Below are 14,234 nucleotides of genomic sequence, written 5' to 3'. Positions count from 1 at the left end.
ACTATCCTTCGACATTGTGACCTCGCGACAAACCATTCCGCGAGATCTTCTAGCCGACCAGATCAGCCCTCAGCGCGTGGTCCCTGCATGACGCTCACGTTTCGATAGTTTGGTTGAGATCATCCTCGATCGACGCCTTGGAGCCCGCAACGCTGAATGTATACAGATCTTCCTCATAACCGATCCGGGCTATCGACTTCACTCCAACGCTGACGTAGGGGTCATGGCGCGAAAGGCATTTAACTTTTGTCCTGTCATCGTCAAGCGCGAACTGGCGCATGTAGAATTGCGGGACGTAATGATTACGCTTTGTATGTTGACTGTTTCGTTCAGCCATTTCCAGCCTACATCTCCCGTCCGTGATACCGGCCCGGATGCCGACGCCGCAATCCTTCCATATCCCGCCGTATCTGTTCGCCCCGCACGATTCGTACAGACGTGATCCTCGGTCAGCACGCCGCGAATGGTCTCGGCATCCCTATCCCAGCCGAGCCCGGCCCAAACTTCTTGTTGCCGTGCGTGATCGTCGGTCAGGGTGAAGGCCATCAACTGTTCAAGGTTCATTTCGCCCGCCTGGATGAATAGGCCACCGGCAGCGCCGAACAGAACGCCTGAGAAACGACCTGTGGGGGATCGCCGGGGCAGTCGGTGACTCGGCGATCCGGCAAGTCACGGAAGCACGCGCGGTCGGCTTGCGGGAGATCATCGGGAAACTACGGCGCAAACTCAATTAGGGCCGCCGGCTGGGGCACGTGCGATTAGACAAGAGGATCCTTGATCGAAATTCAGTAGCGTGCGGCGCCCCAGCGGGCGAGAGAGGTTCCGACGAGCCGGAACGAACGGAGACAGCATAAGCACCACACCGAACGCGCCGCCCGACCCAGCAATTGGCGCTCCGATTTCTGGAGTGGCGCCAGCGCCGATCCTTGCCGCCCTGGGAAAAACAATACGTCCGACTTGGAAAATCCTTCAGTGCCCGCTTGGACATCTGAGGGGGTTTGACCTCGTACGGTCTTCTTGACCTACCAGAGCTTTGCCTCGCCAATCCCATCGAAGCGTCCTATGATTGTTGGCCTCGGCAGTACGCATATGTGTCTGGCCGACAGAAAGGCAACCTAAAGATCAATCCTCAAGAAAGCTGCAAGCTTTTCAGCTCGGTACAAACGCCGATCAAGGAAGTCAATACAACCGCTGACGACCTTTCAACGCCGGCAGCCGTAGACCTTGATGCTACTTCCACGTTCTGGAAATTTGTAACAGAAAGGAAGACGCACATGGACATCGATGAGGAAGATGGAGACTTCGAGAGCACGTCACTTACCTACGAAGTGGCCAATGGGCCGGACTTGATCCGCGAAGTACGTTGGTTCAGTTCAAGCCATAATGCCTACCGCTGGAGCGAAAGTGGTGACCGGTGGATTTTCCTCGACGAGTGTCGCAGCCTCAACTACGCCGTATATCTGGCGGAGAAAGACATCCGTTCGAGCGATCATGAACCAGAGGATTAATGCTGACCCGCTCTTATTGACTCCCGCGCAATAGGACAGCAGATCGCTCAGTCCGAGCTGATCTTAGGCGCCTGGCGCATCGTCGCCAACTCGCGCTCCAGCCGGTCGACCAGCGGCGCCAGCACGGGCCGTCCTGCGCAATGCAATGCGCGGCAATCGCAAGCGCGTTCGAGACGTTCGATTGTCACCGGCTCACTCATGTTACAATTGACCTTGCTTGCTCGGCCTATCGCAGGCCGGCGCCGTTGCCTTCAATCCCGTCATTGCTGCGCATTTCGGAATTGCACGACGTTTGTCGTGTTCTGGCAGTACAAAGCCCAGCTGTCCATCAACACGCGCCGCTTCTCCAATGCGTCGCCGCGCCGGTAAGCCTGCTCGGCTTTGTCGCCGATGACGTGCGCCAAAGCGGTTTCGGCAAGCTCGCGCGGGAAGCTGGTGCACTCGCCGGCCCAATCTCTGAACGAGCTGCGGAAGCCGTGCACCGTCGCGTTCTCGATCTTCATGCGGCGGAGAACCATTTCAAGCGCCATACCCGACAGCGGCTTGTTGGCGCTCTGACCAGGGAAGACGAATTCTCCGATTCGCACCTCGTCCATCTTCCGCACGATCTCCAGCGCCTTCGCCGACAGCGGCGCCCGGTGCTCGCGCCCGGCCTTCATCCGCTGAGACGGCACGGTTCACACGCCGCGATCGAGATCAAACTCAGTCCAGCGTGCGCCGATCGCTTCACCGGTGCGCGGCACGGTGAGGATCAGAAATTCGAGGGCGCGCGCCGAGACAGCCTCGCGAGCCCGCAGGTCGATCAAGAAGGCCGGGACATCGTCATAGGGCATTGCCGCATGATGGCCGCGCGTTAGATGGCGCTTTGATAGGCTGTGCTCCAAGTGTCCGCGCCACCGCGCCAGGCTCTCGCCGCTGCGATGCCCATTGACCTTGGCAGCATCCAACACCGCCTCGATCCGGCCGCGGAGACGCGGCGCGGTTTCCGGCTTGCTCTGCCAAATATGCCGCAGCACATCCAACACGTCATCGGTGGCGATCTTGTCGACGTGCATCGGGCGGATCTTGGCGCAATAGTCCAGCTCGGCTGCCTTGCGGTTGGATTTGACGCCGAGCAGCGTCATTCGCCATTGCGCCCCGTGCTTCGCGTTGCGCCAACCCGCCGCCTTGTTCTCGATAAAGCGTTCGGCGCACTCACCGAGCGTGGCGTCGACCGCGGGCCTTTTCGCATCCTTCGGGTTCGTGCCCTTCGCGATCATCTCGCGCGCCGCGGCCGCAAGCTTTCTCGCGTCGGCCAGCGTCACATGCGCAGCGACGACTCCTTTTTTGGGCGCCGATCCGAAGCCTAGTTCGATGGTCTTGCCGTGACAGCGATGGAGGAACATCCAGCGCCGGCCACCGTTCGGCGAGATTGAGAGATATAGGCCGCCGCCGTCGGCATGCCGGCCGTGTTTGGTGATCGTTGCCGCTGATGTTGCTTTCAGCCTGTGAATTTCCCGAGCCATCGTTTTCCCCTCTGCCCTATCAAGCTGCCCCAGCATTTGCGCTGGATAGTGACGGACGCCAGAGAACACGGAAGGCGGCCTCCTCTCCGCCATACTCACCGAAAAGTCCCTATTCTTCAGTGCTTCTACGCTATCGCGTGAAGCGAGCAGTGTTGGTTGCCGGAGCGACCATGCCGCCGTGACGGACCTCATCAGGTCTTCCGGCACCATCACCTTGGGTTCGGCCGGAAGCAGGAACAGCTGATGGATCCGTTCGCCGTTCCAAAGGAAGCAATAGTGCTTGCTCTGCGATGCAGGCTGAACGAATCCGGTGGGCCTCGATACGACGGCTAACGGATCGTCTTCACGTCGCCAGCCGGGCAAGATCGCGACCAGGGCAACCGTCACGTCGAGCACGCGTTCCGGCCGGCGGTGACGATCGCGAAGGTGACGAAGTGGGCGGTCGGAAATCTCGACCCGACCCGCCGGACTGGCACTTGGGCCAGGCGATCGTCCTCGATCTCGTCTTCAAGGTGAAGCCGCAGGGCAAGACCAATGGGACCCGATCACGACGCTCTCATGCGGGACTTGGCCTCGTCGACCTTCAAGGTCGGCGCACGTCGACGTCGCTGGGTCCCCCTCGGCGTCAAGTTTCCGCTCGCGATGTTTTTCGTCGCGGCGCCGGTCCGGTTCGGCGCATCCCCCTGGCGGAGATGAATTTCTGCACCGCAGAAAAGCGAGGTTTCCTCCTACCCGATCGCATGGTTATGAGTGACAGCACGGGATCATTCATTTTGACGTCATTGCGGGACGCCGGGTTCTTGCGTCGCATCTGTTATTATTCGGCAAGACATGAGGCCGGTGCTGTTAATCCTATCTGTCTATTGAAGGCTTTGGCGTCGTGTTCGTACGGGTGGGTAGTATCGGATAGTCGATCTTAGGTAGCCGCCCGGTAAGCGAATTCAGGAACGCGACAATATCGTTTTCTTCCCCATCGCTAAGCTTGGCGCCGAGCTGGATTTCACTCATCAAGGCAACAGCTTGCTTCAGGCTCCAAACCTGGCCCGAATGGAAGTAAGGGGCTCGCAAAGCAACGTTCCGCAACGGCGCAGCGCGGAAGACATATTCGTCGCCGACCGCCTTGGTGACCGCGAATCGGCCCTTATCGGCTTGCGGAAGCAGGGTTGCGTCCGGCTTCTTCATCACGCCGAACTGGAAGTAGGCCTGTCCACCGACATTGATTCCATTGTGGCAAGAGGAGCATCCCTTCTCCATAAACAGCGCCAACCCTGACTTCTGCTGATCATCGAGAGCATGTGTATTGCCCTCCAAATACTGATCGAACGGGGCCGCAGGTGTGATGAGAGTGGCTTCAAAAGCCTCGATTGCCTTCGCAAAGTTTTCAAAGCTGACCGGTCTAGCCTCGTTCGGGAAAGCATTCTTGAACAAGACGACATAGCTGGCCATTGAGTTCAAGGTGTCGAGCACATGATCCGGAGTCGCATTCATTTCGGCACTCGCCTGCACAGGGCCAGTTGCTTGCGCCTTGAGGTCCGCGGCGCGTCCGTCCCAGAATTGCGCCGCATTGAAGACCGCGTTGTAGACGGTTGGGGCCCGACGTAGGCCGACCTTCCAGCCGTGACCGACTGAGGTCGGACCGGCATCGACTCCGCCGCTGCCGAGATTGTGGCACGTATTGCAGCTAATGATCTCGCTTGCCGATAGCCGTGGATCGAAGAACAGAATCTTGCCAAGCTCGACCTTTTCATGCGTGACTGGATTGTCCTTTACCGCAGGAATGATTGAGGGGATCGGATGGAAGATCTGCCTGGCGGTTCTCATCAGATCATCGTCCGCGCTAGCTCCTGACGACATCAACAGGCCAATCGCCAAAACAGATGCTTCAGCCACAAGCCGAAGCTCCCGGATCGATTTGTTCATACACCCGCCTCATCAGTTCTGATTGATACGAAGGAAACAGTCGAAAGCGATGCCACACTCTGTTCCCTCAACGGGCCGGCGCAGCATGCACCGGATCCTGTGAAGCGAGGCTGCATCAAATGTTCGATTTCGAGGTGCTCGCTGCCGGCGTTCGCCCAAGAGGCTTTAAGCCGTTATTTGATTGGCGAATTCGCTTTGAGCTTAGATCACGACCTTGGTAGATCAGACTAGCACCTCAACCTTCGGAATGATGGCCGATCTGACAACAATAAGCGTGCCGAAAAAGGATAATTTGTCCGGTGGCCGCATCGGTTCTCCATTGAGCGATTGGGTGGCCAATACGCTCCAGCGAAGTTGATCTATCCGTGTTGCACTTCTGGTCGCGCTCAGCGCTCACGGTGTCGCTGGACAATAGCAACCCCCATGCCAGTCTTGCATCTGACATGCAAGCTGCTGATTTAGGTACAAAACGAGTCCGGGCTGCCGAACAACGTCGGATGTCTTGCTTTGATGAATACATACAGTGTCACAGATGCGACAAGCGCCAGTCCCGGCTAGACATCATCGCTCAGGAAGTTTTGTGATGAGATCCGATTGCCAGGCTTGCCGGCCACACGTGGCACGGCGGTACAAAGATCTACGCTGGCCTACGGCGAGACACCGAGCCGAGGCGCCCGGCGGTGCGCATCGCTCACGATTTCGCCTCGCCCTGCCGACTGAAGGCTCGCCGACTCAGTTCGGGTCGGCTCTTTGCGCGCCGCCTCCGAAATCGCGCTCGTTTGTAACAGACGAGCCCCGAAGCCTGAACATGGCTTGTCTTGAATCCCACCTGGGGTTCGCTGGCAGAGCAATTGCCCATCTCAAATCTGTTACCTAGACTAGAGTTTGACGGTACGAAGGTCCGATTTACTCGGATATTCCCATTCGACACCAGCTGAAGTGCCGGCCTGACACCTGATCGGGCCGCGTGTGGGTTGGGATAAGATAACCATTTCGACCCACCCACGGCCGAGTGGCAGCTTTTGAAATCCTGCGCGCTGGTCGCAAGAATCGCTGAACTTCTGCAGAAGCAATGGTCACTTCGTGCTCTTGCGTTGAAAGACTTCCGTACAAGAGGACATGTTGGTAGGAGATCTTTACATCATGTCCGCAGATGGCCAGGTCGTGAGATCTCATCCGCGTCTTACTGAGGGAAGGACGTGATTGACCAATTGTCCATGGCTGGTTCAAGTTAGATATGGCGTCGGTGATGGCTGCGATTGACGATCGATTGAATGAGATCCGACACGTGCGGAATGACATTTGGCGCTGTCGAAGAAGGCTTAAAAGCGAGCTGAGTAATCTCGAGCGTAAGGTTCTCGAAGATCGCCTGCTTGAGCGGCAATCTGCCTTTGAACGGCTCCTAGCGACCACGTTTCCTTTTACATTGACACTGTCAAGCAAAATTCGGGAGCCGCAGGTCATTGGCGCGCAAAATGGCGTCGGCTCATAGAACGCATGCGCCTGCGTCAGAAACGTAGGCTCCGTCGCCGCGGACCGCCGCGCCATCATGGCCGCCGCCGAGCTGAAATGCGTCGGTCCTCAGCCTTTTCACCGATGTGCTGGCCCGCGGTGAGCGCCGATAATGAAACCGTTCGGGCCCGCCATCCAGGACCACGGCTGGGGCACACCGATTGCGCCGTTTCTGCGAAACCGCGGTCACCATGAGTAGCTTTCATCCGACAGAGCGATCGAAGAAGCTTGAATCGGCCGTAGCGTCAGATTGTACAGAGCAGGCGAACGATACTCCAGACTAGGTGTAGCCGAATGAGAAGAGCCGCTATCGCTTTTGCATTATGTTCCGCTCTCGAGCTGCTCGGGCTAAGCGCGAGCGCGGTTGCGGACACAAGGCGGTACGCGTGCACGATCACTGCCGCCGATCGAGAGCCGGTCGGAGTTCGGAACGAGCGGGTCATTCTCACGGTTCAATATGGCTGCCAGATCGCGGATGGTCTCTCGCGTGACGCGGGGATTACAGCAGTGTCGGTCAGCGAGTGGGCTGCTGATAAAGGAACGTACCTAGCGTCCTTGGAATTTCACCGCGCGCTGGAGGGAGTTGCAATTGGGCAACTCTCCGAGGCGACCGGCTTCTCTAGCATGGAAGGGGAGCAAGGCATTGCGGTCGCAACTTCCGGCACGACAGTATTCAAGTTCGCATCTGGCTCATTGGCAGCCCTTTCAGGGAAGACCCTTAAATTCACCACCAAACTTACTGGCCTACGTAGCTTCGAATTGGAGTTCACAGATTGGCCAGAATCTCTTTTTTGGAAGTGACTCGTGTCTTACGCTTTATTTCCGCAAGCGCAGAAATATCCAAAGGAGTGAAGAAGGCAACGGACATTCTGCAGCAGATCGCACTGGAGAGGCTCCGCGCGGAGCTCGATAGGATGTTGCCGCTGGTACTGCGGGTGATGCGTCAAGAGCCCGGGCGCGCATCTTCCACGGCGACACTTATGTGGAAGATAAGGTTCTCGGCGTGTTCGAGCCGCCGGCCCGAGATCATCCGTAAGGACAAGCCGGCAAGCCCAATGAGTTCGGCAAAATGATCAAGCTGCAAGATCGTCGACTAACTCTATGCCCGGCGGCCCAATGGCGATCTGTTGATCCCGGCCATCGCAACCCACCAGGGGGCGTGCCGCGGCTGGTGGCGACTGACGCCGGATTCTACTCTGCCAGCAACGAGGCCGGCGCTGCGAGAGCATTGGGGGGTATGCATCCCCAATCGACCGAGCAAAAGCCCTGAGCGCAAGCGCGAACAGAAGAAGCGCTGGTTCCGCGGTGGCCAAAGATGACGCACGCGATGGACGCATCAGCATGGTTAAGCGGCGAAACGGCCTCAATCGATGCTGATAGAAGGATAACGCCGGAATGCAGCGCTAGGTCGCCCTCGGTGTAATCTCAACCTCGGCAACATCGGCCGGACGATGAGTAGCCGAGCCGCTCCGTAGACCTCGCACCCATCATGCTCGCTTCAGACCCCCGCCGTCCACTCGGCGGGGTTTGTTTTGTCCCATGCCGTTGGCCAAAGGCTGGAAAGCATCAATTTCGCGCCGGGAAGTAGATAAAAGTAGGCTACCCACGGGCCCTATTTGCCGAACAGAGAATATGGGAAGCTTCATTGACGGAGGATGAACGCTCAACGCGCACTTGAAGGCAGCCCGCGCTGATCGAGCCGCTCTAGTGGTGTCCGTCTGTAGTGGGAGCAGCGCCTCGCGCTCATTATCAGACAGGCCTCGTTGTCGCTGCACTCGGTGCCGCGTGCCGGCGTCGGCTCACCGCGTCACGCTTCCGCAAGCGGTGATAAAAGAAAGTCGACGCGCGCCCGATCGAAGCGCCGAATTGCGTCGCGGACTGTCTTACCGAGATGCTGAAGCGAGCTGCAACTGGACTGCCGAATGACAAGGACGGGCCATTGTAGAACGCCGACCTCTTTACCCCGAATGACCAAGGGCCACGAGCTTGCGCCTTTAAGGCTATCGCGGGCTGAGAATCGATCAGCCCCAATGCTCTCCACGAGATCGGGTGTCGCCACTTAGAGCGCGTCTCCACGAGATCAACTGGAATGACGAGCGAACCGAAAGATCGCCTGTAAGTGAAACAACGCCGTCTGCTGACAACTGAGTTCTCTTAGTCATCCAGAAGAGGTGCTGCAGCCCTCAATCATCACTTGCTCCGTATCGATCGCAAACACCATGGGCGCATCTACGTGCGCTGAACTCTCTCGAGCCGATCGTGTTTGCGATCGCTCGATGGGGCGCCAAGCAAAGCTGCGCACCGGAGTGACGCCGGCGCGCGGGAAGACTCTACCTATCTCGCTGGCGGAGAGCGCAAGTGATTGTTTTGTTTCAGACAGAGCGTTAGCGGGTACGCCTGTCGGTGCCACGCAGAGTCAGGTTTATAACAATCCGCATCCTGCCAGCTATCTAGCTCTACAGACGTGGGTTTTTCGTGTTCAACCAGCGCTGGCACACTCGTTGCAAACCCCTGCGCAACAGGCGGCTGTTAGCCTTTGCATCGACATGCAGAGGGGCAGGCCGCTCCTGATGGCACGCGAGCGAGTAAAGATGCCGATATGACCAAGGCTGGAGGGCAGGCATGACATCACCGAGACGCGTCTTGGTCAGCGATTCCGTCGACAAATCAACAGCGTCACACATGGCGCTCGCAAGCGCTTAGCCGAGATGAGCTGCAACATTCTGATCGACCGCTGCGGCATGATCCAGAACCCCGCGGAGTTGCGTCCGGTAGGACCGGCCAGCGAGATTGCACGCTTTACACCTCAACGCCGGATCGGAAATCCGTCGGTCTACCGGAAAAGCGCCGCTTCTTCATTTGAGACGACAATCGAAAGGAAATTTGTATGAGCCGAGCAACTACCGAGAGCGTCGCAGAGATCAAGGCGCGCAACAAGCAGCTAATTGATGAGGTGTTGAAGGTCTACCCAGAGAAGACCGCCAAAAGGCGCGCCAAGCATCTGAGTGTTCACGAGGCGGGGAAGTCCGATTGTGGCGTCAAGTCCAATATCAAGTCCATTCCGGGCGTAATGACCATCCGCGGCTGCGCCTACGCGGGCTCCAAGGGCGTGGTCTGGGGGCCGATCAAGGACATGATCCACATTAGCCACGGTCCGGTCGGCTGTGGTCAGTACTCATGGGGCTCGCGGCGCAACTACTACGTCGGCACGACCGGCATCGACACGTTCGTGACACTGCAGTTCACTTCCGATTTCCAGGAAAAGGATATCGTGTTCGGCGGAGATAAAAAGGTCACCAAACTCATCGACGAGCTACAGGAGCTGTTTCCTCTCAACAGGGGCATTACCATTCAGTCCGAATGTCCGATTGGTTTGATCGGTGACGATATCGAGGCAGTCTCCAGAGAAAAGTCAAAGGAATATGGCGGCAAAACCATCGTGCCTGTGCGGTGCGAGGGTTTTCGTGGCGTGTCACAATCGCTCGGCCATCACATCGCGAACGACGCCATTCGAGATTGGATCTTCGACAAGAGCGCCCCAGAAGCCAGCTCTAAATTTCAGCCGACCGCATATGACGTCGCCATCATCGGTGACTACAACATCGGCGGCGACGCCTGGTCGTCACGGATCCTGCTCGAAGAAATGGGCCTGCGCGTCATCGCCCAGTGGTCCGGGGATGGATCTCTCGCTGAATTGGAGGCGACGCCGAAAGCGAAACTCAACATATTGCATTGCTATCGCTCGATGAACTACATCTCACGGCACATGGAGGAAAAATTCGGGATTCCCTGGTGCGAGTACAACTTCTTCGGGCCTTCCAAAATCGCGGAGTCGCTGCGCAAAATTGCAAGCTTCTTCGATGATAAAATCAAGGAGGGCGCCGAGCGCGTCATCGCGAAATATCAGCCGCTGGTCGATGCGGTGACCGCGAAGTACCGGCCGCGGCTCGATGGCAAGACCGTAATGCTGTTCGTGGGCGGCCTACGTCCTCGCCACGTCATCGGCGCGTATGAGGACCTCGGCATGGATGTTGTCGGCACAGGCTATGAGTTCGGTCACAACGACGACTATCAGCGCACCGCCCAGCACTACGTCAAGGACGGCACGCTGATCTACGACGATGTCACCGGCTACGAATTCGAGCGCTTCGTCGAAAAGATCCGGCCCGACCTCGTCGGCTCCGGTATCAAGGAAAAATACGTCTTCCAAAAGATGGGCGTGCCGTTCCGCCAAATGCATTCCTGGGACTACTCGGGTCCTTACCACGGCTATGACGGCTTCGCGATCTTCGCCCGAGACATGGACATGGCAATCAACTCCCCGATCTGGGGGAAGACCACCGCACCTTGGAAGGACGCTCCGCGGCCGAGCCTCATGGCGGCGGAATAGGAAAGCCGACGCTCGGGCCCTTTCCTCCGCAGAGGAGGGAAGGGCAGGAGAACGAACACAAGAACCTGAAGAGTGCCATGATGACACAGAACGCCGAACACATCCTCGACCACTCCGAGCTTTTCCGGGGAGACGAATACCAGCAGATGCTGGCCAATAAGAAGGCGCTATTTGAGAATCCGCACGATCCCGCCGAAGTCGACCGTATCGGAGAATGGTCCAAGACGCCCGAATACCGCGAGAAGAACTTCGCCCGCGAAGCGCTAACCGTCAATCCGGCGAAGGCTTGCCAGCCGCTAGGTGCGGTGTTCGCCGCGCTCGGGTTCGAGCGCACACTGCCGTTCGTCCACGGCTCCCAGGGTTGCGTCGCGTATTATCGCAGCCATTTGTCGCGGCACTTCAAGGAGCCGACTTCGTGCGTCTCCTCGTCCATGACGGAAGACGCGGCTGTGTTCGGGGGGCTCAACAACCTGACCGACGGGCTTGCCAACAGCTACAACATGTACAAGCCGAAGATGATCGCGGTCGCCACGACCTGCATGGCGGAAGTCATTGGCGACGACCTCAACGCCTTCATCAAAACATCAAAGGAAAAAGGTTCAGTCCCCGCGGACTACGACGTACCATTCGCTCACACTCCTGCATTCGTCGGTAGCCACATTACTGGCTACGACAACACGCTCAAGGGCATCCTCGAGCATTTCTGGGATGGCAAAGCCGGCACGGCGCCTAAACTCCAGCGCAAAGCGAACAACTGGATCAACTTCATCGGTGGCTTCGACGGCTACACTGTCGGGAACATCCGTGAGATAAAGCGCATCTTCGAGCTGATGGGGATCGGCTACACGATCCTCGCGGATAACAGTGATGTGTTCGATACCCCCACCGACGGCGAGTTCCGCATGTATGATGGCGGCACGACACTAAAGGATGCCGCGAACGCAGTCCATGCGAAGGCAACCATTTCCATGCAGCAATATTGTACGGAGAAGACGTTGCCCTTCATCAAGGGGCACGACCAGGAGGTCGTCGCCTTCAATCACCCTCTGGGTGTCAGCGCCACGGACGATTTCCTGATGACGCTGTCGCGTATCACCAACAAGGCAATTCCCAATGCGCTGGAGCGGGAGCGTGGGCGTCTGGTAGACGCAATGGCTGACTCTAGCGCGCATGTTCACGCCAAGAAGTTCGCGATCTACGGCGATCCCGACCTCTGCTATGGCCTTGCCGCATTCTTGCTGGAGCTTGGCGCTGAGCCGACGCACGTGCTCTCGACCAACGGAAGTAAGGGCTGGGAGCAGAAGATGCAGGCGCTGTTCGCGAGCTCGCCGTTCGGTAAAAACTGCCGCGCCTTCCCGGGCAAGGATCTCTGGCACATGCGTTCGCTCCTGTTCACAGAACCAGTCGATTTCCTGATCGGTAACACCTACGGCAAGTATCTCGAGCGTGACACTGGAACGCCGCTAATCCGCATCGGGTTTCCCATCTTCGATCGCCATCATCACCATCGTTATCCAGTGTGGGGCTATCAGGGTAGCATGAATGTGCTGGTCAAGATTCTCGACAAGATCTTTGATGAGATCGATAAAAAAACGAGCTCGGTTGGCAAGACGGACTACAGCTTCGACATCATACGTTGAGGCGAGCGCCCCGCCTCATCGTCCGCAGGAACAGCGGCGCTGTGGCGGGGATCCCGGGTTATCCGCCGGGCCATCCTCTTGGTCTGTGCGAATGTCTTGACATCCCCGAAAGAGACACCATGACTTCGCTTCCCACGACCATACAGGACGTCTTTAACGAACCGGGCTGCGCCAGGAATGCGAGCAAGTCGAACGTCGAGCGCAAGAATGGATGCACCAAGCAGCTGAAGCCGGGCGGCGTCGCCGGTGGGTGTGCCTTCGATGGCGCCAAAGTCGCACTGCAGCCCTTCACCGACGTCGCCCATCTTGTGCATGGTCCAATCGCCTGTGAGGGCAATTCTTGGGACAATCGCGGTTCCGCCTCCTCCGGCTCCGATCTGTGGCGCAGAAGCTTCACCACGGACATGAGCGAGACCGACATCGTGTTCGGCGGCGAGAAGCGGCTGTACAGGGCAGTCAAGGAGATCACAGAGAAATACGACCCGCAGGCCATCTTCGTCTACCAGACATGCGTGCCCGCAATGATCGGTGACGACATCGATGCGGTCTGCAAGGCAGCGTCCGCCAAACTTGGCAAACCGGTCATTCCCATCAATGCACCGGGATTTGTGGGGTCGAAGAACCTCGGCAACAAGCTCGCAGGCGAAGCACTGCTGGAGCACGTCATTGGTACCGGAGAGCCCGATTACACCACTGCTTATGACATCAACATCATCGGCGAATACAACCTGTCCGGCGAGCTCTGGCAGGTCAAGCCGCTGCTCGATGAGCTCGGAATCCGGATCCTGTCGTGCATCTCGGGGGACGGCAAGTATCGCGAGGTGGCTTATTCGCACCGAGCCAAAGCCGCGATGATGGTCTGCTCAAAGGCAATGATCAACGTCGCACGCAAGATGAGGCAGCGCTACGGCATCCCGTTTTTTGAAGGCTCGTTCTACGGTATTGAGGATTCCAGCGATTCACTACGCCAGATCGCGCGCATGCTGATCGAACGCGGCGCGCCGGCCGAGCTGATGGAACGCACGCAAGCCCTGATCGCACGCGAAGAGACCAAAGCCTGGGCTGCGATTGAACGTTTCAAGCCACGCTTTGCCGCAAAGAGGGTTGTTCTCATCACCGGTGGCGTGAAATCCTGGTCGATGGTGTCCGCTTTGCAAGAGGCCGGGCTCGAGATCGTCGGCACGTCCGTGAAGAAATCGACCAAGAAGGACAAGGAACGTATCAAGGAGTTAATGGGCCAGCACGCCCACATGATCGAGGACATGTCGCCTCGCGAGATCTACAAGATGCTAAAGGACGCAAAGGCCGACATCATGCTCTCGGGCGGCAAGTCGCAATTCGTCGCACTAAAGGCGGCGATGCCATGGCTCGATATCAACCAGGAGCGCTGCCACGCCTATATGGGCTATATCGGCATTGTCAAACTCATGGAGGAGATCGAGAAAGCGCTCTACAATCCGATATGGGATCAGCTCCGCCAAGCCGCGCCATGGGATGAGTTCGACCGAATGCGTCAGGCAAGGACGTTTGCGCAGATGTATGCGCAAGCCGCTGATCCAGTTCGAGACGCGAGCAAGAACGGCGTCAATACGATAAGTCTCTCCAATAAAAATGAGGCCAGCGGTGACGAGAGCGCGATTGCGGCCCATCGCCTGAACCTGGCCAAGCCATGCACCAATTCCACCGCACGGTGCGTTGCTTGTAAGGACATTCGTTCCGATTTGCAGCCCCCTGCGCTGCAGGCGGCCGAGTAGGGGAA

The 14,234-nt window shown here is 57.9% G+C and carries 10 protein-coding genes; 5 read left to right on the top strand and 5 right to left on the bottom strand.

The window, feature by feature from the left end:
• Positions 1–198: 198 nt before the first annotated feature.
• Positions 199–564: a hypothetical protein gene (locus IVA75_RS05520; RefSeq protein WP_247285922.1), complete on the bottom strand. Its 366-nt coding sequence runs from the start codon at positions 562–564 to the stop codon at positions 199–201.
• 527 nt (positions 565–1,091) lie between these two features.
• On the opposite strand from IVA75_RS05520, the gene IVA75_RS05515 reads away from it, so the two are divergent.
• Positions 1,092–1,508 (top strand): hypothetical protein, encoded by a 417-nt coding sequence (locus IVA75_RS05515; RefSeq protein WP_247285923.1) that lies wholly within the window; start codon positions 1,092–1,094, stop codon positions 1,506–1,508.
• A gap of 47 nt (positions 1,509–1,555) precedes the next feature.
• On the opposite strand, the gene IVA75_RS05510 is transcribed toward IVA75_RS05515, so the two are convergent.
• The 4 genes from IVA75_RS05510 to IVA75_RS05500 form a co-directional block, all read right to left on the bottom strand.
• On the bottom strand, positions 1,556–1,696 hold the full coding sequence (locus IVA75_RS05510) for a hypothetical protein (protein WP_157643034.1): 141 nt from the start codon (positions 1,694–1,696) through the stop codon (positions 1,556–1,558).
• Positions 1,697–1,768: 72 nt separating this feature from the next.
• On the bottom strand, positions 1,769–2,167 hold the full coding sequence (locus tag IVA75_RS40320) for a hypothetical protein (RefSeq protein WP_018457665.1): 399 nt from the start codon (positions 2,165–2,167) through the stop codon (positions 1,769–1,771).
• Positions 2,168–2,185: 18 nt separating this feature from the next.
• The gene (locus IVA75_RS40315) at positions 2,186–3,409 is read right to left on the bottom strand and encodes an integrase family protein (protein WP_346658406.1); all 1,224 of its coding nucleotides are present in this window, start codon (positions 3,407–3,409) and stop codon (positions 2,186–2,188) included.
• A gap of 456 nt (positions 3,410–3,865) precedes the next feature.
• Positions 3,866–4,933, bottom strand: coding sequence for a cytochrome-c peroxidase (locus tag IVA75_RS05500; protein ID WP_249799214.1), 1,068 nt, complete (start codon positions 4,931–4,933; stop codon positions 3,866–3,868).
• A gap of 2,019 nt (positions 4,934–6,952) precedes the next feature.
• Here IVA75_RS05500 and IVA75_RS05495 point away from each other — a divergent pair.
• From IVA75_RS05495 to nifE, 4 genes are all read left to right on the top strand, one after another.
• Positions 6,953–7,246, top strand: a complete 294-nt coding sequence (locus tag IVA75_RS05495) for a hypothetical protein (protein WP_247285925.1) — start codon at positions 6,953–6,955, stop codon at positions 7,244–7,246.
• Between the two features lie 2,086 nt (positions 7,247–9,332).
• On the top strand, positions 9,333–10,835 hold the full coding sequence (gene nifD / locus IVA75_RS05490; protein WP_018457672.1) for a nitrogenase molybdenum-iron protein alpha chain: 1,503 nt from the start codon (positions 9,333–9,335) through the stop codon (positions 10,833–10,835).
• Positions 10,836–10,915: 80 nt separating this feature from the next.
• Positions 10,916–12,475 (top strand): nitrogenase molybdenum-iron protein subunit beta, encoded by a 1,560-nt coding sequence (gene nifK / locus IVA75_RS05485; RefSeq protein WP_247285966.1) that lies wholly within the window; start codon positions 10,916–10,918, stop codon positions 12,473–12,475.
• Positions 12,476–12,594: 119 nt separating this feature from the next.
• The gene (nifE, locus tag IVA75_RS05480; protein WP_247285967.1) at positions 12,595–14,229 is read left to right on the top strand and encodes a nitrogenase iron-molybdenum cofactor biosynthesis protein NifE; all 1,635 of its coding nucleotides are present in this window, start codon (positions 12,595–12,597) and stop codon (positions 14,227–14,229) included.
• Positions 14,230–14,234: the final 5 nt, after the last annotated feature.

The organism is Bradyrhizobium sp. 134, assembly GCF_023074155.1.
Classification (GTDB): Bacteria; Pseudomonadota; Alphaproteobacteria; order Rhizobiales; family Xanthobacteraceae; genus Bradyrhizobium.
This window is presented reverse-complemented; position numbering and strand designations above follow the sequence as displayed.

What these genes read in the sequence shown, in the direction of transcription:
- IVA75_RS05520 (WP_247285922.1), bottom strand. Translation starts at nt 564, where the DNA reads ATGAACCTTGAACAGTTGATGGCCTTCACCCTGACCGACGATCACGCA.
- IVA75_RS40320 (WP_018457665.1), bottom strand. Translation starts at nt 2,167, where the DNA reads ATGAAGGCCGGGCGCGAGCACCGGGCGCCGCTGTCGGCGAAGGCGCTG.
- IVA75_RS05500 (WP_249799214.1), bottom strand. Translation starts at nt 4,933, where the DNA reads ATGAACAAATCGATCCGGGAGCTTCGGCTTGTGGCTGAAGCATCTGTT.
- nifD (WP_018457672.1), top strand. Translation starts at nt 9,333, where the DNA reads ATGAGCCGAGCAACTACCGAGAGCGTCGCAGAGATCAAGGCGCGCAAC.
- nifK (WP_247285966.1), top strand. Translation starts at nt 10,916, where the DNA reads ATGACACAGAACGCCGAACACATCCTCGACCACTCCGAGCTTTTCCGG.
- nifE (WP_247285967.1), top strand. Translation starts at nt 12,595, where the DNA reads ATGACTTCGCTTCCCACGACCATACAGGACGTCTTTAACGAACCGGGC.